The sequence below is a fragment of the Alicyclobacillus macrosporangiidus CPP55 genome, from assembly GCF_000702485.1.
In the GTDB taxonomy this organism is placed as follows: domain Bacteria; phylum Bacillota; class Bacilli; order Alicyclobacillales; family Alicyclobacillaceae; genus Alicyclobacillus_H; species Alicyclobacillus_H macrosporangiidus_B.
Map to the genome: position 1 here is coordinate 817289 of NZ_JNIL01000001.1, position 19079 is coordinate 836367.

16 protein-coding genes and 1 pseudogene are annotated in these 19079 nt (G+C 59.8%); 6 read left to right on the plus strand and 11 right to left on the minus strand.

Features of this window, described 5'->3' with window-relative positions; all coding sequences use genetic code 11:
• Position 1: 1 nt before the first annotated feature.
• The 4 genes from N687_RS0104330 to N687_RS0104345 form a co-directional block, all read right to left on the minus strand.
• The gene (locus N687_RS0104330) at positions 2–1699 is read right to left on the minus strand and encodes an NADPH-dependent assimilatory sulfite reductase hemoprotein subunit (protein WP_029420690.1); all 1698 of its coding nucleotides are present in this window, start codon (positions 1697–1699) and stop codon (positions 2–4) included.
• Positions 1689–2870 carry a sulfate adenylyltransferase gene (sat, locus tag N687_RS0104335; protein WP_029420691.1) on the minus strand — a complete coding sequence of 394 codons (1182 nt, stop codon included), beginning with the start codon at positions 2868–2870 and terminating at the stop codon, positions 1689–1691. Before sat ends, N687_RS0104330 begins: the two co-directional genes overlap by 11 nt.
• Before the next feature lie 64 nt (positions 2871–2934).
• Positions 2935–3702 carry a sulfite exporter TauE/SafE family protein gene (locus N687_RS0104340; protein WP_029420692.1) on the minus strand — a complete coding sequence of 256 codons (768 nt, stop codon included), beginning with the start codon at positions 3700–3702 and terminating at the stop codon, positions 2935–2937.
• A gap of 36 nt (positions 3703–3738) precedes the next feature.
• Positions 3739–4413: a phosphoadenylyl-sulfate reductase gene (locus N687_RS0104345; protein ID WP_029420693.1), complete on the minus strand. Its 675-nt coding sequence runs from the start codon at positions 4411–4413 to the stop codon at positions 3739–3741.
• A gap of 282 nt (positions 4414–4695) precedes the next feature.
• Here N687_RS0104345 and N687_RS21940 point away from each other — a divergent pair, with 282 nt between their 5' ends.
• Genes N687_RS21940 through N687_RS0104360 form a run of 3 tightly spaced genes read left to right on the plus strand, consistent with a single transcriptional unit; the run spans position 4696 to position 7033 of the window.
• The gene (locus N687_RS21940) at positions 4696–5340 is read left to right on the plus strand and encodes a TetR/AcrR family transcriptional regulator (protein ID WP_051662937.1); all 645 of its coding nucleotides are present in this window, start codon (positions 4696–4698) and stop codon (positions 5338–5340) included.
• Positions 5337–6230 carry an ABC transporter ATP-binding protein gene (locus tag N687_RS0104355; protein WP_029420695.1) on the plus strand — a complete coding sequence of 298 codons (894 nt, stop codon included), beginning with the start codon at positions 5337–5339 and terminating at the stop codon, positions 6228–6230. The genes N687_RS21940 and N687_RS0104355 overlap by 4 nt, the downstream gene beginning before the upstream one ends.
• Positions 6227–7033 (plus strand): ABC transporter permease subunit, encoded by an 807-nt coding sequence (locus N687_RS0104360; protein WP_029420696.1) that lies wholly within the window; start codon positions 6227–6229, stop codon positions 7031–7033. The genes N687_RS0104355 and N687_RS0104360 overlap by 4 nt, the downstream gene beginning before the upstream one ends.
• A 67-nt stretch (positions 7034–7100) precedes the next feature.
• Here the strand turns inward: N687_RS0104360 and N687_RS20660 are convergent, their stop codons facing one another.
• The gene (locus N687_RS20660) at positions 7101–8540 is read right to left on the minus strand and encodes an HD-GYP domain-containing protein (RefSeq protein ID WP_051662938.1); all 1440 of its coding nucleotides are present in this window, start codon (positions 8538–8540) and stop codon (positions 7101–7103) included.
• Positions 8541–8860: 320 nt separating this feature from the next.
• Here N687_RS20660 and N687_RS0104370 point away from each other — a divergent pair, with 320 nt between their 5' ends.
• A complete protein-coding gene (locus N687_RS0104370) occupies positions 8861–9775 on the plus strand; it encodes an HNH endonuclease (RefSeq protein WP_029420698.1) in 915 nt (304 codons plus the stop codon).
• A 169-nt stretch (positions 9776–9944) separates the two neighbouring features.
• On the opposite strand, the gene N687_RS0104375 is transcribed toward N687_RS0104370, so the two are convergent.
• Entirely contained in the window at positions 9945–10373 is a 429-nt protein-coding gene (locus N687_RS0104375; RefSeq protein ID WP_029420699.1) for a ClpX C4-type zinc finger protein, read from the minus strand.
• A 168-nt stretch (positions 10374–10541) separates the two neighbouring features.
• On the opposite strand from N687_RS0104375, the gene N687_RS0104380 reads away from it, so the two are divergent.
• On the plus strand, positions 10542–10967 hold the full coding sequence (locus tag N687_RS0104380; protein WP_029420700.1) for a VOC family protein: 426 nt from the start codon (positions 10542–10544) through the stop codon (positions 10965–10967).
• A gap of 177 nt (positions 10968–11144) precedes the next feature.
• Here N687_RS0104380 and N687_RS21945 read toward each other — a convergent pair whose 3' ends face one another.
• The 5 genes from N687_RS21945 to N687_RS21950 form a co-directional block, all read right to left on the minus strand.
• Positions 11145–11861, minus strand: coding sequence for a Gmad2 immunoglobulin-like domain-containing protein (locus N687_RS21945; protein ID WP_029420701.1), 717 nt, complete (start codon positions 11859–11861; stop codon positions 11145–11147).
• 132 nt (positions 11862–11993) lie between these two features.
• Positions 11994–13664: a hypothetical protein gene (locus N687_RS0104390; RefSeq protein ID WP_029420702.1), complete on the minus strand. Its 1671-nt coding sequence runs from the start codon at positions 13662–13664 to the stop codon at positions 11994–11996.
• Positions 13661–14392 carry an ATP-binding cassette domain-containing protein gene (locus N687_RS0104395; RefSeq protein WP_051663538.1) on the minus strand — a complete coding sequence of 244 codons (732 nt, stop codon included), beginning with the start codon at positions 14390–14392 and terminating at the stop codon, positions 13661–13663. The genes N687_RS0104390 and N687_RS0104395 overlap by 4 nt, the downstream gene beginning before the upstream one ends.
• On the minus strand, positions 14392–14793 hold the full coding sequence (locus N687_RS0104400; protein WP_029420704.1) for a GntR family transcriptional regulator: 402 nt from the start codon (positions 14791–14793) through the stop codon (positions 14392–14394). The genes N687_RS0104395 and N687_RS0104400 overlap by 1 nt, the downstream gene beginning before the upstream one ends.
• A 957-nt stretch (positions 14794–15750) precedes the next feature.
• Complete coding sequence (locus N687_RS21950) at positions 15751–16926, minus strand: RNA polymerase sigma factor (protein WP_029420707.1); 1176 nt, start codon at positions 16924–16926, stop codon at positions 15751–15753.
• A 1011-nt stretch (positions 16927–17937) separates the two neighbouring features.
• Here N687_RS21950 and N687_RS25390 point away from each other — a divergent pair.
• Positions 17938–19047 (plus strand): annotated as a pseudogene (locus tag N687_RS25390) (PAS domain-containing protein); the annotation flags it as partial.
• Positions 19048–19079: the final 32 nt, after the last annotated feature.

Genomic DNA, 19079 nt, shown 5'->3' on the forward strand with positions numbered 1-19079 from the left:
GTCACGACGCCCCCGGTGCCGCGCTGCGGAAGCGATCGAGGCCGACGCGCCGGCAGAAATCGCCGAACGGCTCTCCCGGTTTGCGCTCTTTCGCGTACGCCTCGAGCACGGGTCGCACGGCGTCCACCAGATTGGCCAGGGGGACCACTTCCTGGAACCTCTCGTTCAGCGCCGTACCCACTTCACTGCCGCCGAGAAACACGTCGTACTTGCCGAGCGTCCGCCCGACGAACGCGATGTTCGCGTTGTACGGGCGCGCGCACCCATTCGGGCAGCCGGTCATGCGCAGGGTGATGCCCGCATCGGCAATCCCGAGCTCCTCGAACAGCCGCTCGAATTGCACAATGACGTCCGGCAGCACCCGCTCGGATTCCGCCACCGCCAGTCCGCACGTCGGCAGCGCCACGCACGCCATGGCGCGCGTGCGCGCCAGGGACCACGCGCCCGGCAGCGGTATGCCTGCCTCGCGCAGGCACTGCTCCACCGCCGCCTTCTGGTCGTCCGGGATGCCGCTGAGGATCACGTTCTGCTGGGTCGTCAGCCGGACCGTCGGCCGAAACCTCTGCACCACTTGCCGCAACCCGGACTTCAACCGCACGGTCTCCGTATCCGTGATGCGACCCTGCGGGATGAACAGGCCCAAGTAGCTCATGCCGTCGCCTTCGCGGTGCCAGCCAAAGTGATCGTCCCCGCTGTTCCAGACCAGCTCCCGCGGCGGTGCCAGGGTGCGGCCGAAGCGCTGCTCCACCTCGCCGCGGAACCAGTCAAGACCGTGCCGATCGATGGTGTACTTCAACCGGGCGAACCGGCGGTTGGACCGATCCCCGAAGTCGCGCTGAACCGTCACGATGGCGGTGACGACGTCTACGACCTCCTCCCGCGGCACATAGGCTAGCGGGCTCGCGAGGCGCGGAAACGTGTTCGGATCCGAGGCAGTCCGCCCCATGCCGCCGCCGGCGAGCACCGTGTAACCCACCACATGCCCGTCCTCCACGTGGGCGACGAGGCCGACGTCGTTATCGTACACGTCGATGCAGTTGTCCCCTTCCGGTGCGAGGGCGACCTTGAATTTACGGGGCAGGTACACGTCGCCGTAAAGGGGCTCTTCCGTCTCGCCGGGCCCCACCTCGACTGGCTCGCCATCCAGCCAAATCTCATGGTAGGCGTGGGTCTTGGCCCCCAGGCGGTCCACCAGGGCCAGCACATCCTCACGCATCTCCGCGCGAAACGGTTCGTGTCCCGGCGCCGGGCAGCAGATGATGTTGCGCACCTGGTCGCCGCACCCGCCGAGCGTAGTGATCAACACCTCGTTGATCTCGCGGATGGTCTCCTTGAGCCGGTCCTTGACGACCCCGTGCAGCTGGATGGTCTGCCGGGTGGTAATTCGTATCGAACCGTACTCGGTCAAGGTGCTCGCGATCCGGTCGAACGCCAGGTACTGGTCCGGCGTCAACACCCCGCCGGGAATCCGGGCGCGTACCATCATGGTCCAGTGGCGGTCCTTGCCTTCCTTTTTGAGCTGCGCACGCAGATCGCGATCATCTTGTTGATACACGCCGTGGAACTTGAGGACCTGTACGTTCTCCTCGGAAAACTTGGCCTCGCCGTCCACAAGCGCCTCTTTCAGTGTACCGCGCAAAAAGCGGCTCTCCCGCTTGATGACCTCGACCTTCGACTCATCGCGCCGTTCAGTCGCCACGCACACCCACTCCTTCCGTCAAGCCTGCGATCAGCACGTCGGCCACCTCGGGCCGCGTGAACTTGGGCGAAGGCCGCTCGCCGCGCCGCAAGATCTCGCGCACCTTCGTTCCCGACAGAATGTACCGATACGCCTGGTCGTGCGGACAGGTCTTCTCCGACGCCATGCCGTCGCACATCTCGCAGTAGAAGCTGTTCTCGAAGAACATTGGCGTGATGCCGATCTCCTCTGGCCGGAAGTGCGAGAAGATCTTCTGCGCGTCGTAGGTGCCGTAATAATGGCCGACACCGGCGTGATCGCGCCCCACGATGAAGTGCGTGCACCCGTAGTTCTTGCGCACCAGGGCGTGCATGACGGCCTCCCGCGGCCCGGCGTACCGCATGGCGGCCGGGTATACCGCCAGCAGCACGCGGTCCTTCGGATAATAGCCGTCCAATAAGACCTGGTAGCTTCGCATCCGCACGTCGGCCGGGATGTCATCCGCCTTGGTCTCCCCGACCAGCGGGTGGAGAAACAAGCCGTCGACCACCTCGAGGGCGCACTTCTGGATGTACTCATGGGCGCGGTGCACCGGATTTCTCGTCTGGAAGCCGACGACGGTGCGCCAACCGCGCTGTTGGAATGCCTGCCGTGTCTCCCGCGGATCGAGACAGAACGCAGAGAACGCCTCCGGCTGCCGGCGGTTCAGCACCCACACCGGGCCAGCCGCGTACATCTCCGGCCGTTGATACAGCTTGCGGACCCCCGGATGCGCCTCGTCGGTCGTGCGGTACACAAGTTCCGCCTCCCGGCGCTTCTCGTACGGATAGATCTGGGTGACCTCGAGGATGCCGTAGACGACGTCGTCCTCCTGGCCGACCAGGGCCACCCGCTCACCGGGGCGCAGCCGCCGGGCCAAGGCCGGGTCGACCGGCAGCGTGATCGGAATCGGCCACACCAGGCCGTTGGACAGGTGCATGGATTCGAGCACGGCGTCGTAGTCCTCTCGGCGCATGAAGCCTGTCAATGGCGAGAACGCCCCGATGCCGATGAGTTCCAGGTCTGAGAGAGACCAGTCCGTCAGCGGGATCCGCCGCAACTCCCGGCTCTCTTCCAGCGCCTCCCGGCGCGCCTCACCGGTGAGCATGCGGTTCACCAGGGCACCGCCGTGGGCGGGGATCGTATCCGTCATCGTCAGCGCCTCCTTGTGTCATGTCACGGTTCTGTCCGCATCGTCGATACGGACGCTGGACGCGTCACTTCAGTAGGTTGTAGCTCGACCAAGACAGCAGCGTCATCAATCCGACGCGCACCACTGGCTCCGGCACACGGACGATGAGCCGGCTGCCCATGAGGATGCCGGGCACGGATCCTACAAGCAGGCTGACGACCATCCGCAGATCGACGTTGCCAAAGGCCAGATGGGCGAGCCCCGCCACACCGGTCACGAGCACACCGGCGGCGATGTCGGTGCCAACCAGCCGCGAGGCCGACAGGGACGAGATCATCGCCAGAACCGAGACGAACAGCGCCCCCGATCCCACCGAGGTCAGGCCCACCAGAAACCCAGCGGCGAGGCCGAGGACAGAGAGCGCCACACGCGGCACCCGCCCGGGGGCGATGGGCGCAGTGCCGCGGCGCTTGCGCCACCAGCGCCAGGCCATCGCCAGCACAATCAGGATGTACATCCCGCCGAGCATCTGTCCGATCACGCGGTCCGCGGCGTCTATCGCAACCTGATGCTCCAGGTACCGAACCACGAGCGATCCCATCAGCGCACCGGGAATGGATCCGAGGGACATCCAGCCGAGTATCCTGAAATCCACCGTCTTCTGGCGGACGTGTTGGATGGTGCCGGCCAGCTTCGTGATGCACGAGTACACCAGGTCGGTCCCCACGGCCAAGGCGGGGTGCATGTGAAAGAGGAAAATCATCATGGGAGTCATCACCGAGCCGCCGCCCATGCCGGTCAACCCGATCAGCAGACCGACGACCCATCCGCCCAGGGCCACCTTCCAATCCATCGGCCGGATCCCTCGCTCCTGTTCTCGGCTGTCGGCTCACCGGTGCAGGCCGCACTCGGCCTTGTCGAACCCGGACCAGCGCCCTGCCCGCAGATCCTCGCCTGGGCGCACGGGGCGCGTGCAGTGGACACAGCCGATGCTCGGATATCCCTGGTCGTGCAGGGCATTGTAAGGAACATCGTGTTGATGGATGTACGCCCAAACCTGGTCCCAAGTCCAGAATGCCAGTGGATTGACCTTGATGAGGCCAAACTTCTGATCCACCTCGAACACCTGAGTGTTGGCGCGGGTCGGTGCCTGGTCCCGCCGAATCCCCGTGATCCATCCATCCAACCCCGCCAACACTGTGGTCAGCGGTTTTACCTTTCGCAAGTTGCAGCAAAGATTCGGATCCCGCGCCCACAGGGCGTCGCCGTACTGGTCCGACTGCTCAGCCACCGTCAATGAAGGGCGAATCTTTCGGAGATTCTGGATTCCGTAGCGAGCCTTGGCCTGTTCGACCAGAGCATAGGTCTCGGGGAACAACAGGTCGGTGTCTAAATAGAACACCTCGGCTTGCGGATTCAACTTCATCAGCATGTCGAGCAGCACCATGTCCTCCGCGCCGAAGCTGCACGCGAGGGCAATACGAGGTATCCGTTCCAGCGCGGTGCGCAGGATGTCCTCGGGACTTCGATGCTGCCACTGGGCGGCCAACACCTCAATCTCCATCGGCTCCAAGGCCAAGTTCGCCACGATCACACCCCATTATTCCGATCAAATTGATATGTTCTATGTTATTGGTTCAGATTGTACTGTCCACGGCCATTGTCGTCAACGTTAAAAATTGTTGCAGTCGGTGAATGCGTGGAGATGAAACACCCCCGTCCCCTTATCCGCTGCGGGCGATGGTGAGCTTTCTCCCTCTTGACGCCAGTCTCCGCCCCGCCCTACAATGCGATCGTGACCACATGGTCACAACCATGACGACACGGTTTGGAAAGGGGTGTCCGCTTGCCGTCCCGGCAATTCTTGAATCTTCCTGCGGAAAAACAAGAGGAAATTCTGCGCGCCAGTTTGCGTGAGTTTGCCCAGCACGGGTATAACGGGGCGTCGACCAACCGGATCGTCGAGGACGCCCGTATCTCCAAAGGGGTGCTGTTCAAGTACTTCGAGGACAAGGAATCGCTGTTCATGTATGTGGTCGATCGCGCGCTCCAAACGTACACCGACGCCTTCCCCACGCGGGACGTGCTCTCGTACGACAGCCCGTTCGAGTGGATGAAGGACGTCACGCTCCGCAAGCTCCGCTTCAGCAAGGAGCGCCCGCTGACCTACCAATTGTTAATGCGGATTGCCAAAGAGCCCGCCCATCCGGTGTACGCAAAGGCGATGGGAAGAATCGCGCGGGCGTCGGAACAGTACCTCGCCCAGGTCGCGGCATGGCTTCCCAACGACGGCCTGCGCGACGGACTGACGTGGAAGCATGTGTTTGCGCTCGTCAACTGGATCACACAAGGGATGGTGGATCAATACGTCGCCCGCCTGCCAGAGGTCGTCGACGAGGACTTCGAGTCGGCGTTCGAGCTCGTTCACGCCGATCTCGATCTCTATTTGGACATCATCCGGCGCGGTGTGTACAAGGAGGAAGGACCATGATTCACCTGTATCAGGTGAGCAAGCGTTTCGCGAACGGCCGCGGGATCGCAGACCTGACCCTGGAGGTCCGGCGGGGCGAGATCCTCGGGTACCTCGGCCCCAACGGGGCCGGAAAGTCCACCACCCTGCGCGTCCTCATGGGGTTTCTCAAGCCGGATGCCGGCCGCGCCACCATCGCCGGGCTGGACTGCTGGAGAGAGGCCCCGCGCATCCAGGCTCGGACCGGTTACCTCCCGGGCGAGATCAGCTTTCCGGAGGGCCTGAACGGCCTCGAGTTTCTGGAACTGGTGGCGGGTATGCGTCACCTTCGCGACACGGCGCGCCGGGACGAACTGATCCGTCGGTTCGAGTTCAACGCCCGTACCCCCATCCGCAAGATGTCCAAAGGCATGAAGCAAAAGCTCGCCATCGTCGCCGCCTTCATGCACGAGCCCGAGGTCCTGATCCTGGACGAACCGACCTCCGGCCTCGATCCGCTGATGCAGCAGCGCTTCCTAGAACTGCTGGAGGAAGAGCGGCAGCGGGGCGCCACCATCCTCATGTCCTCCCATCAGTTTCCTGAGGTGGAGCGCGTCTGCGATCGCGTCGGCATCCTCAAAGACGGACGCCTGATGGCCCTGGAAGACGTGCAGGACCTGCGCGCGGCACAGCGACGGGTGTTCACCGTGGTATTCAACGACCCGCGGGATCGAAGCCATTTGGAACGCGCGGGCTTTCGTGTCGTGCAGGCCCGCGGCGACGAGGTCGACGTGGAGGTGCGCGGCGACTATAACGCCTTTCTGCGAACGCTTGCCCAATGCGACGTCGCCAGCCTGTCCACCCGGGAACTGGATTTGGAAGAGGTCTTCATGCACTATTACGCGGATACCCGAACGGAGGTGCGTCCATGAGCGCCACCTTGTATCGAACCTCCATCAAGATGCACGCCCAGACACTGCTCAGCTTCGCTCTGGGGACCGCCGCGTACCTGTGGCTGTTCATCTGGGCGTATCCCTTTCTGGCCAAATCGTCTACACTGAACAATCTGCTCAAGGACCTGCCGCAGGGGTTGCTCCAGATGATCGGTTACCAGGCGGGCGTGTTGCAGATGAACGACTATCTTGCAGGCGAATTTTACACACTGGTGTACATCGTCATCCTGTCCATCTACGTGGTGACCACCTCCACCCGGCTCATGGCGCATCCGATCGATCGCGGTTGGATGTCCTGCCTCCTGTCCACGCCTGTGTCCAGGGTTCAGGTCACTCTCACCCAGGCCGCCGTCCTCGTCTCGGGCATCGTCCTCGTCGCGGCCCTGACGACGGTCGCCGGCATCCTCGGCGTGCACTGGCTCGCGCCCAACGCCCCCTTCGACGTGCGGCGGTTCGTGGAGATGAATGTCGTCGCCGCCCTGTTGTTCCTCACCGTGGGAGGCTATGGTTTCGCGCTCTCGTGCGTGTGCCCGGACGAGCGCACCACCGCGGGCTCCTCCGCCGCCCTCACCGTGGTATTTTTCGCGACGAAGACAGTCAGCGCGCTGGATGACCACGTGTCGTGGCTGAAGTACCTGTCCTTGTTCACCGCCTTTGATCCGCAGCGCATCACCCACGGCCAAGCCCACCTGGCCGTCGTCTGCCCCGCACTCGTCGTCGCTTCGGCACTGCTGTTCGCGTTCGGCGTGCTCGCGTTCAAACGGCGGCAGATGGCGTTGTGAGGCTGAATGGATGGGCGGTAAGGACGAGGGAGCGGGCGGAGGGATGGGATCCAGTCCGATCCTGGCTTCATATACCGTTGGTGCTCATGGCAGCCGATACTTCCCGTACGTACGTCATATCTCCCGTGCGGCAGAGCTGGATCCACGCTTCTACGCAAGCGGGATCGAACTGCGAACCCGCTCCATCGGCAATCACCTGTAGGGCGCGTTCGTGCGGCCACGGAGCGCGGTAGGCGCGCGTCGACGTCAAGGCGTCGTATACGTCGGCCACCGCCAAAATCCTGGCCAACAGGGGGATGTCCGTCCCACGCAGGCCATCCGGGTACCCGGTGCCGTCCCATCGTTCGTGGTGATGGCGGATCACGGCCAGTTCCTCCGTCATGAAGCCGATGTACCGGCACATGTCGTAGCCGGTGACGGGGTGTTGTTCAATGACGGCGCGCTCCTCCCGGGTCAACGGGCCAGGCTTGTTCAGGATGGCGTCAGGGACCTCGAGTTTGCCGACGTCGTGCATAACGCCCCCGCGCAGGAGCGCCCGCAGCCCTTCCCTGGGGACCCCCATGGTCCTCGCCAATTGCAACGCGAACAGCGCGACCCGGACGTTGTGCCCGGCGGTATACGGATCTTTGCGCTCTGTCGCAAGGATGAGGTTGTACACACTTTCGGAGATGCCGACGCGGAGAAGGTCCAACGTCTGTGTGTGAAGAATCTCCTGGAATGTGCCCTTGACCGTGGTGTTCGATTTGTATTGAACCACGATCCCGTACAACATGGTGACCATCGCCGCGATCAAGACCAGGTGATACAACCACCAAGCCAGCGTCCACATCATGGTCGTCACCATGACGAACTCCGTGATCGCCAACAGGGCGTCACCGACGATGACCGCCGCGTGAACCGGGAAACGGGCCATCTTGAACTGGCGAAAGTACCTGATCATCGCCCACACGTAAAGGGCAATGGTGACCATTGCAACGATACGATGCGTAAGAACGCTGTCCAATGGGATGAAATCGGCGAGGGAAGGATCGACGAGCAGGACCACATGCACCGCTGCCATGACACCGAGCGCGATCGCGACAAATACCCGCCTGCGTTTGGTGAGGCGCCGGATCAACGGGTGATCCGAAGGAAGACTTGACAGACACATCCAAACGGCGCAGACCGTCAGCCCCAACTGTGAGGCGACGATGGGGACTTTGTTTACTCTGGAGATGATGAACCCGGGCGTGGAGAGACCATGGATTAGAAACGAGTTGGCCAAGGACTGGAGGGCCACAAACACCATCATCACGTTCACATCGCGTGCACGAACGCCTGCCCACCCGATGATGGAAGATGCCACGACGGCGGCGATGAAGGCCGCGGACACGACATAAAAATGAAACCCCGGCGCCGGCCGCATCCACGCTCGGAAGGGTGAGGTTTGCAGGACGCCGTAGAGCACCAGGGGAATGGCGATCGATATGAAGAGCCACTTGAGCAGCGACGACGGGGTTCGGGGCATGGGCAGGGCAGACCTCCACACAACGCGTATGAATCGACCAGTTTCGCCATCACAGACACTTCGATGGGAGTGGAGGAAATTCCTTCTGTCGCTGCTAACAAGCTGTATGCGCGATCGATACCCTCACTCGCTCGCTGTGAGGGTGACTGAACACTACAGTCAACCCGGACAGCGGCGTGTGCCTGATCAACGGACCCCGCCAATCCTTCGACATGGAGGTGACAATAATAAAGGTCACTTAACCTCGCGCCCGCACTGCTCAAGGTGGTATACAATAGAAAAAGAGTGCGAATAGTACTACACTCGTTTCAGGTGTGGCTATGAAGATCTTTGTAGGCTTGACCGACAACAACTGGTACAACTATCTTTGCCGCCTTCAGCCCGACGAGGTAAACTTTTGGCAACCCACAGGCAGGCGAACCTTTCGTGCCATCGAAAGGAATGGCCTGTTCCTGTTCAAGCTTCACTCTCCTTTGGACTACATCGTTGGAGGCGGGTTCTTCGTGCGGCACTCCTTTTTGCCCGTCTCCTTGGCGTGGGAAGCCTTCGGTCAGAAGAATGGAACTCCCGATTTTGAAGATTTTATACACGCCATCCACAAGTACCGAAAGACGGACCGGTTCCGTGATCCGGATCCCGTCATTGGGTGTATCATTCTGGCGTCTCCATTCTTCTTCCCGCAACACCAATGGATCCCGGCTCCGGAAGACTGGAAACCGAACATCGTTCAAGGAAAGACGTATGACACCGAGCAACTCTTGGGTCGCCGACTCTACGAATCGGTAATAGAACGACTTCCCCGCTCAGAGTACGTACACGAACAATCGGAGTCACGCTACGGCAGCGAATATCTTGCTCGCCCAAGAATTGGACAGGGCAGCTTCCGAGTGTTGGTTACTGAGGCGTACCAACGACGCTGTGCGATCACAGGTGAGAAGACACTGCCCGTATTGGACGCGGCCCACATCAAACCATATGCGCAAGATGGCCCTCATCTGGTGAGCAACGGTTTACTCTTGAGAAAAGATCTTCACGTGCTTTTCGACCGAGGTTACCTGACCATCGACGAACACTATCGGATTGAGGTGAGTCGCCGACTCAAAGACGACTACGGTAATGGCCGGGATTATTACGCATTGCACGGCAAACCTCTGGCCATGCTCCCCGAGCGGCCGGAGGAGCGACCGGGACGGGATTATTTACGATGGCACAACGAACACGTATTTCTAGCCTAGCACCCGCGAGGCCGACCTAACCTTGCTGCGACGGGCCGTGTTCCTCCGCTCGCTCGACAGCATCAGCCCACTCGTGGAGCGTCATCCAGCGGCTTTCTTCGGATCGCGCCCGCAAAGGACCGCAACACGATCGCGGATGGGAGACTGGTCATGTGTCGTACCATTGCTTTCAGACCCGTGCATCTTTCCCGTGCTCAATGACCTCTTTCGCAAACTCCGCACACGAGCCGCAGATGGCCACACCAGGTCCCGGTGCCAACGGCCCCACCTCCTTGGCGTCGCGTCCACAGAAGGAGCACACACGTCGCGATCCTCCCGGCATCCGTCGCGATCCCTCCGCGGAAGCCTGCAGCTCCTCTGCCCGCTGCACGCCTGTGTACAGGTGTTCCACGACCTCTTCTTCCATGTATTCGAACCTCCCCTTCAGCTTCTGCGACACCAGATAGTAGGCCACGGACATCCCCTCATAGAATCGCCGTTTCAGCGGATCGTCCGATTGGGCAGCCGTCCGTTCGCAACTCTGGGACAGGTCATCCAGATCGTGAATCAGGTCTTCCACCTTTGCGCCCCGAAACAACTTTTTCCGAAATTCGGTCACCTTAGAGTCCCCCTTTGACGGTTTCTGCACGCATCATACCGCCAGGGGTACCTCTATGTAAACACATGTTTACAAATTGCAATCCCACGCTCATTCGTCTAGAATGCAGGCGACGGGCCGTACCATACGGAACGGAAACCACGAAAGAAACAAAGGAGCGGGTGAACGGTGGCAGTCACATTGACGCCCTATTTGGTCATGAACGGCAATGCCAGTGAAGCAATTGCATTTTATGAAAGGGCGCTGGACGCGAAAGTCCTCTTCAGGCAGACGTTCGGTGAAATGCCGGAAAACCCGGAATTCCCTTTGCCAGCGGAGGCAAAAAACCGCATCTCGCATGCGACCATCCAAGTCGGTGAGAGCGCTGTGATGCTGTCCGACACGTTTCCCGGTCAACCGTTCCAGTCGGGGAACCAGGTCACCATCTGTCTTTCGACCAATGACAAAGAACAGTCACAACGGTTCTTCGAAGCGTTGCAGCAAGGAGGCTCGGTGAGCATGCCTCTTCAAGAGACGTTTTTCAGTCCTGCATACGCCGTTTTGACAGACAAGTTCGGGGTCACATGGCAAATCTACACCGAAGGACAACATTAACGATTGCACGGCACCGCCGCAGCTCATCGAAATACTGGTAGTGGGTGGAACCGGGTCGAATTCCGCAGATGCCTGCCATTACTGTCCCCTGCTGCCAATTGCCTCACGAGTCACGGAAAGAGCCCGAAGAGATCGTTCCGCGTCTGGCCGCAAACGGAACCATCTCCGTCGGGCCCTTTATGCACATCGGTGCATCCCACCGGGACAGACCGCGCCCGCCTGGTTCATTCGCGTGTATTCCAACCGTACTTTGAGCGATATGGCGTCTTGCCTTGACCCATCCTTCGGACTGGTGACGTAAAATTCGAGCGTCGCAACCGTCCCGCGCAAGGACGCCGGGTAGCACACCGGGACGGCGAAGTCCCCCCAGGCAGGGGCACCTGCCGACGCATGGATGATCATCCTGCCCGGAGCCACCTGGTTCTGAAGAGAAATCGGGTGGCCGTGTTCATCCACCACCTCGACCTGCCCCACCGCTTGAAACGCCCGTAGTTGTCCACGAACCACGAATCCGTCACAACCGGCGGCTTTGCTGACGCTGACGAGGCGATACGCCTCATTCGTCTTACCCACGATGTCCACTGGCGAGGCGGACGTCTTCCAACCCGCCGCCAGATTGGCGCCCCCACCGCTCGGCCCGTCACCCGTCCCATTCGACGGTCTGGGTGTTGATTCAGCGGGTTGCGTCGACGGTGGGGTCCCTGCGTCGCCCCCAGCGTTTGTCGCCGGAGGAACCGGTTGCGTAGCCATCGAATTCGCGCCCGCGGTCGAGTTCAGGTTCGTCTTGGCGATCCCGTTCGCACGTTGGGATTCCCCCTGCGAAGGTGCTGCCAGGCAACCGGAGAGCGCCGCACCGACAAGAAACGTGCTTGCGAGCAGCCGCAGACGTGTCACCGAGGAATCTCTCCCATCCTAAAGTTGTGAATTGTCGCCAGTATAACCGGAACGGCTCCATCTGTCGCAGGGTTGCCTGTGGCGCGAGGCGACGTTGAACGTACTTCCGGATCGGAATCTGAACCGGAAGGATCATGATACCCGTTGAGCCAATGTGGCACCTTCCACGACAGCGGTGTGCAACCGCTTCGCGCCCGCGCGCACGCTCCATTGCGCGAGCGGAATTCCCACCGCCACCAACGCCAGCGCAAGCCACCCGTACCCGAGCGGCCATTGTCTCGTTTCCACGTTGGGAAGCACGGCGACGTGAAGCACCCAGGTACTGGCTGGGAACAGCAGCAGGATTCCGGCGTACTCCAACAACAGGAGCAGGCGCCACGCCCCCCGGAGAGCGAAGGAGGTACCGAGCGGGACGAGCCAGATCAAGGGCACCGCCAGGATCACCAGCAGCCCGCTGCGGAGACTTGCCAACAGCGACCATTGGAACACCCAGGCCGGTATCGTTTGCGCCGCGGCACGTACCGTCAATCCCGCAAGCAAACCCACCACCAGCAACAACCACCAACAGACGACGCGCACCACATCGGCCAACGCGAACATCCACAGGACGGTTTCGCGCCGAACCGGCAAAGAGAGCAGCCAGTCGGAGTTCTCACGCAGAATACGGTGCGTGTGGCCGAGGAATCCCCACGTCCACAGGACGCTGCCCAACACGATCGCTGTGGCGGGGTCAGTTACCACCTGCCGGCTCGGCAGGAACCACACGGCCACAGCCACGGCGATGGGCAACAGGACAACCGCCGCCGACATCCGAAGATTGGCCGTACCACCAAACCATCGATCTCGCTGAAAAAAAAGGACAACAAGCGACAGCCAAGCGGGGGTTGGCCGCCCGGTCAGCCGTTCTATCCAGTGAAGTGTCCGCGGCAGATCACCTGGCGCTCTGGACGCAGCGCCAGGCGCCTTGTCTTGCGTCCGTGTATTCGCAAAGCCTGGCCACGCTGGCCGTCCGCGTCTGACTGAACCAATTGCCACGCCGTGCCCGCCGCGCCAACGGGCGAGGCTGGGCAGCCGCACACAGACGACCAGGAGGGATGCAAGGCCCAACACCCACATGGTCCCAGCCGCTATCCCACGGTGCTGCCAGATCCACAGGGCCAATCCGCCTATCCCAGAGCCCGGTCCAACGAACATGGCCCATGCCAGCCCGCCCCATTGCAGGACCGGTGCCACCCACCGAAACCATCGTCCCCAACCGCTCTGAAACGCCAAGGGGAGCAGCGCAAATGCCGAGCCTGCTGGCAAAACCGCAAGGGCCAACGCGAACCCGTGCAGGCACAGTGCTGCGGCACCAGGTCCGCCCACCACGAGGTCCGGATGTACATGCCGTGACCACGCCCAGACCACTGCCGCCAGCGCTGTGACCACAAGCAACCACTTCAGCCCCGACCATACGATGGCCAGCCACTTCGCAAGAATCAATTGCCAGCGCGGGAACGGGAGTGCTAACCAGTGATCCACACCCCCGCGGTGAACAATACCCGCCCCGATGGACATCCCGATGACCACCAGACCTACATACCATACCTCCCACGCGCCACGCACCAGCACCTCGACGCTCCCCACGCTGTGGGCCAGCCCGTTGACGGCCAACAACACCACCAACAAGGTGGACAACCAACCCCAAGTCCGTTGTATGCCCTTCCCCGACTGTGGCCGGCGCCTGAAGATCCTGCGACTGAGTTCCAACGCCAGGAGAGTGCCGAATGCCCCCATTCTCGGCGGCGCCGCGCTCCGATTCATGCCCCGAACACCTCCCTGTAGCGCTGTTCCACGGAGACGCCCCTGGCCCTCAACGCTTCCACGGATTCCTCCGAAATCACGCGTCCCTGATCGAGAAAGACGATGCGGTCAAACAGTTGCTCCAACTCTCGCACATCATGCGTGGCAATCAGAAATGCGCGCTCGCCCGATGCCAATTCACGCACCACGGAGGTGGCAATACGCTCCCTGGATACCAGGTCCACACCCGCAAACGGCTCATCCAATAAAACCACGCGCGCCCTGCGCGCCAGACAGGTTAACATCTGTAGCCTAGCATCCTGGCCGCGTGAAAGCGCCGATATACTGGCCTCCAGGGGCACCTCCAGGCTGTCGACCAGCTCAACCGCGCGATCCGAATCCCAATCCGGGTACAGCCGTGCCGCAAACCCAAGCCACTCGCGAACCGTCAGCCACCCCGGTAGCTTCGACCGGTCCGGCAAAAGCGCAGTGTCTGACAATGTTCCGACGCCGGCCGGACGGCCGAACAATCGTACCCAACCTGCATCAGGTGGCACAATGCCCGAGATGATTCGGAACAAAGTCGACTTGCCTGCGCCATTCGGGCCCAATACCCCGGCGATTTCGCCCGGTTGGACGGTCAAGCTGACCCCGCTCAGGATCTCTTTCGTCCCTGCGCAAAACTGGATGTTACGGCACACAACCGCCGCTTCACTTGCCGATTGACCACGCCGTTCGGCGATCTGCATCACGTGGTACCGCCTCCTTCGTCCTCCCCCTTGGCGAGCCGGATCAGCGCCTCGACGGACATTCCCATCGACTCGGCGGTCCGCTCCATATACGCCAGGGCCTCCCGCGCGAGCGCACGCCGACTGGCAGTCACCACACTCGGATCCCGCGGAACAAAAGTGCCTTGGCCTCGAAACATCTCAATCAATCCGTCCCGCTCCAACTCCAGGTACGCGCGCATGACCGTATTCGGGGTGACACGCAGTTGCGCGGCAAACTCCCTCACGGGCGGGAGCCGCGTGCCGGGCGCCAGGCGGCCGCATGCCAACTCGGTACGGATCAGACGGGCGATCTGCTCGTATAGCGGCCGGCTCGGATCGAGCGACAATGACGGAGGCTGCCATGGGGGATCCAACGTCACCATACTCACCTCTGTTTAAATTGTATTAAGTCACTTGATACAAAGTCAAGCATGTCTTGTCCTTGCCGCTGTGGCCGCGTTCCGGGCCAACGTCAGCGCGGCGCTGACTCTGACCTCTGTGTTGCTGTAAAAGACCGTACTGGAAGATGCGCCTATTCGAGTTGGATTTTCAGAATCCTGGAAGACGGGAAGTGGAGCGAGACCATACCAATGAAGAAGCAGTGAATAGAGTCTGGCCAATCATCTATGGTCTTCCCTGTCGGTTTGTGCTCTTCCCTGTTCTCCCCTGGGGCGCGGACGAACATGGCGACGCGTTCCGCTTCCGTGCCATGGAACCCATCCTGTCCCAACTCTCCGCTTCGCGGACAGCGCACACGGCACGGCGACCAATGGCATCACGGGACGTGCCACACGGTACACCCCAAGGACGGTGGGCGGAAATGGACACCTGACCCGGAAACCGGGACGAGACCCCTGCACTCACTTCACGTCTACCTCATGCAGTGGCCTCACCGAACTCACGAGGCTCACCAACCGGTCTACGGGGATACCGGAAGCCATAAGTTGGTAGGGTCGCCCACCCATCTCCCAGTACAGTCTTGAGATCATGAAACGGGGTGTGAACACTTCACCGCTTCTCGCCTGGGACCCCAGTTGCAGTTGAGCGTCCTTGAGGTCTGAGACTCTCCAATGACGACGCACGTCGTCCGTTACCGCTCCCGCCTGCCACAAGGTGATGAATGGTTCGCCCCGCAACACCGACTTGGAACGTGCGGGTGCACCGTACCTGACCGCCCATTCTCGTCCGTTGTCATATTTGTCGATTTCGATGTGGTCACTCAATCCGAGCTCCTTCACGACCGCCCGGTCGAGCCCCATCAACGGGAACGGACATTGACGTACCGCGTCGTGCGGCCGGACACGAGTCGGGATTCCGCCGAGGACATCGCGCAGCTTTCACAGCCGCATCCTCTTTCCATCCGGGGGTAAGGCAAACTCGCGCCTGGAAACCGGTACGTTCCACTCGATGTCCTCCATCACTTCTCGGAACACACATCCGCGCCCATTCCAATACTCGATTCTCCTGGGAAGGCCGTCTTCCGGATGAACCCAGAAATGGACGCTCTCACATCCCTCATCGTCCTTCGTGGTGACGTCGGGATCAAGCCCCACCCACAGGTGCCATAACCGTTCGCCCTGCTCAGGCGGCATGACCACCAAGTCATCTCGGGTCAATAACTCTTTCCAAAGATGTCCCAACATGAACGATGGATCCGAATCGCGCGGGACCTGTGCTTCCTGAATCGCGTTGGTCCTAGCCATGCACACCCGCATGCCGCGTCCGTGGATCACGGTGACGACGCTCCCGGCTTCCGCTGATTCCGTTTCGGTCCGCAGCCAATTGGGTGCACGCCACGTATACCGGGCGCGCTGTCTGCGATCAGGCTGCCCGGATGACGGCCATTCCCGTGTGAGCGTGAACCTCAGGCTCTTCATGGTGGCCCAAGCCCTGGCCAAGGTGTCGCAAACCGTTTGAGGATTTACCTCCGCCCCTGTACCCAATGCAGACAGGACATTGTCCAAAGATGCGGTGGTATGCTCGTGACCGGCATCAACGCCCCCATCCTCCTTCAGGGCGGCTTGCAAGTGCTGCCTTGCCCTGGACAAACGCGATTTGACGGTCCCGGCCGGGATTTGCAGAAAGGAGGCCACATCCCGGATAGGCCATTGATAGATGCCTGCCAACACGAACACCTGTTTCAACTCCAACGGCAGACTTTCAAGCGCTCGTTCCAGATCCAGTTTCAAAGCGGTACTCCGTTCCTGGTCTGCGCCGATCGCCACCTCCCTCACCTCCCCGGCCTGCTGCCGATACTCTCGCATCAACGCGCGATACGCTTGCGTCTTTACAATCTGAAAGAACCAACGTGGAAACGCCTGTGGATTCCGTAACTCGGACAGGTGGCGTGCGGCGATCAGCCAGCTTTCCTGGACAACATCTTCGGCCAAATCTGGATCACGGCAGAACTGCGTGACCCAATTCAGCGCGGGTGCGCTGAACATGGATACAAGCGTCTTCCATGCCTCGGGCAATCCCTGGCGACACTGCTCGACCAGTTGCGTGACTTCCATGGTCCTCACCTCTTTCACGGTTGTCACCCGTAATGATTCGAAAAGAGGCATGAAGGTTCTCACCGTGACCCCTCGAAGGTTCACGTCCGCCACACGAAGCCACAACGATACTATCAAACATAGGTTGTCATCGAGCCGGGCCGAAACACCGTTGGTAGAACATCTTTCAGGGGCTCCCGAGAAGTGCAAGCGACTGAGCGATGGTGCGCGTCGCGGGACAACACAGTGGGCTGGGTCTCTTCATAGACTGAAAGATGACACGGACGGACTATTGACATCTCACGATTAGCCGATAAGATAAGAATGCGTGTATAATCGGTGGTTTTTACCAGCCACCCTTTCCGAAATCACATGAATACATTCATCTGTATCTTATTGGTTTTCTTTCTGCCACCGCGCGGTAATGCAATTCCCGGAAATTCCGTATCGAAATAACAAAATCTTAATTTCAAGTTCATTATACCTCTATATAGAGATATATAGAGAAATTGGTTTTTTTCTGGTTTTATGTTCAATTTATAGGTAATTTACCCAGTGCAATTCGCAAGATGAAATCGTAGAGCTGCAATAAAGCGGGTGATGCGATGGTTTAAGTCTTCCCGAACCCGAGATCAGGCGTACGGTTCCGCGAGGATGGACATCCACTTCCTTCCACCCTCTGCAACCTGTACACTTTGCTTTTTGTCGGCGAACCGAAAGCAAGGCAACATTCTCGTTATGAATTTGGCCTTAACTCAGCAGTATCGAAGACCCTGCGAACGCATTTCCGGGCGAACAGCCTGAGTCCCTGTTCGTGGTGGCGCTTCGTGTTTCGCGATACTCCTTGCGGCAATACTCAGCGTATTCCTTGTTGTTGTACCCGCAAGGAGTTCGTTGCGTCAATGAGGGAGTATCCCAAACAGGAACTTCCGGTTCTCGTCAGTGGGGTGTCGTCAAATCCCACGAAGGCTCAACCCTGACAAAATTACATAACCAGGAACGCTATGGTTCAGAGCACTCCAGGAGGGATATCGATTGATTCCGGATACCATTCATCATTTCATTTCGTATGTGAATCGTGACTATGTCCTGGAGTATGTGTCACCTGTAGCTCGGGCCTTGCTCGGCTACGATCCCAACGAACTGGTTGGGAAGAATTTTAGAGATCTCCTTCATCCGAGTGATGTGGCGTGTTTTAATGACCTCGTTGCGAAGAAGCTTCAAGGTGAAGATACCTATGGTTTCATCTGTCGTTTGCGGCACAAAGACGGCAGGTACCTGTCGTTTGAGACCATCGCAAAAGTCGTTCGACATGATGAAGGCATATTATTGCGTCTGATCAGTGTGAGACACGATATCGCGGGCAGTAAGAATTCGGAGGATCGATTGGCACGTCTGAACAAACAGTACGAACTCATATTTACAGGTACCACTGAAGGGATTGTGGGATTTGATGAAAACGGAACCACGACATTTGTCAATCCGGCCGCAGCGATGATGCTGGGCTACACGGAAGATGAATTCATCGGAACACCTCAACACCGAATTCTCCACCATGCAAAGTCCATGCGTTCAATGGATTCCATAGATTCAGATAAAGATTCTCCAATTTACTCAACTCTCCGTGAAGGAACCACCCACTTTGTAGACGATGATGTGTTTTGGAGAAAAGACGGGACGAGCTTACCTGTCCAGTATACGAGTACGCCCATTGTGGAAGATGGCAAGATTACCGGTAGCGTGGTTCATTTTCGCGACATCTCCGACCAGAAACGAATGAGCCAACAATTGGCTCATGCAGTACGTATAGCCGGTCTCGGGCATTGGGACTGGGACATTGTGAACGACCATATCACCCTGTCGGACCAGATGCAACGAATATTGGGTTTAGCGCATGGTGAAGCGGGTCTGACGTACGCAACATTCCTTGAGTTCGTACACCCAGACGATGTGCAGCGAGTCCAACACGCTGTGATGAACTCTCTACATAACAAGTATCTGCCCTTGGACTGCGAGTGGCGAATCATCAGAAATGACGGAAGTATCCGTCATCTGCATGGGCAAGGTGAAGTGCTCTTTGATACGACTGGTGATCCAGTACGGATGATTGGAACCGTACGTGACATCACCGAATGGAAGGAACAGGAGCGGCTCCTATATGAAAATCAATCCTT

Excerpts from the sequence above, each read along its gene's own strand:
- sat (WP_029420691.1), bottom strand. The coding sequence starts at position 2,870 with ATGACGGATACGATCCCCGCCCACGGCGGTGCCCTGGTGAACCGCATG.
- N687_RS0104340 (WP_029420692.1), bottom strand. The coding sequence starts at position 3,702 with ATGGATTGGAAGGTGGCCCTGGGCGGATGGGTCGTCGGTCTGCTGATC.
- N687_RS0104345 (WP_029420693.1), bottom strand. The coding sequence starts at position 4,413 with ATGGAGATTGAGGTGTTGGCCGCCCAGTGGCAGCATCGAAGTCCCGAG.
- N687_RS0104355 (WP_029420695.1), top strand. The coding sequence starts at position 5,337 with ATGATTCACCTGTATCAGGTGAGCAAGCGTTTCGCGAACGGCCGCGGG.
- N687_RS0104360 (WP_029420696.1), top strand. The coding sequence starts at position 6,227 with ATGAGCGCCACCTTGTATCGAACCTCCATCAAGATGCACGCCCAGACA.
- N687_RS20660 (WP_051662938.1), bottom strand. The coding sequence starts at position 8,540 with ATGCCCCGAACCCCGTCGTCGCTGCTCAAGTGGCTCTTCATATCGATC.
- N687_RS0104370 (WP_029420698.1), top strand. The coding sequence starts at position 8,861 with ATGAAGATCTTTGTAGGCTTGACCGACAACAACTGGTACAACTATCTT.
- N687_RS0104390 (WP_029420702.1), bottom strand. The coding sequence starts at position 13,664 with ATGAATCGGAGCGCGGCGCCGCCGAGAATGGGGGCATTCGGCACTCTC.
- N687_RS0104395 (WP_051663538.1), bottom strand. The coding sequence starts at position 14,392 with ATGCAGATCGCCGAACGGCGTGGTCAATCGGCAAGTGAAGCGGCGGTT.
- N687_RS21950 (WP_029420707.1), bottom strand. The coding sequence starts at position 16,926 with ATGGAAGTCACGCAACTGGTCGAGCAGTGTCGCCAGGGATTGCCCGAG.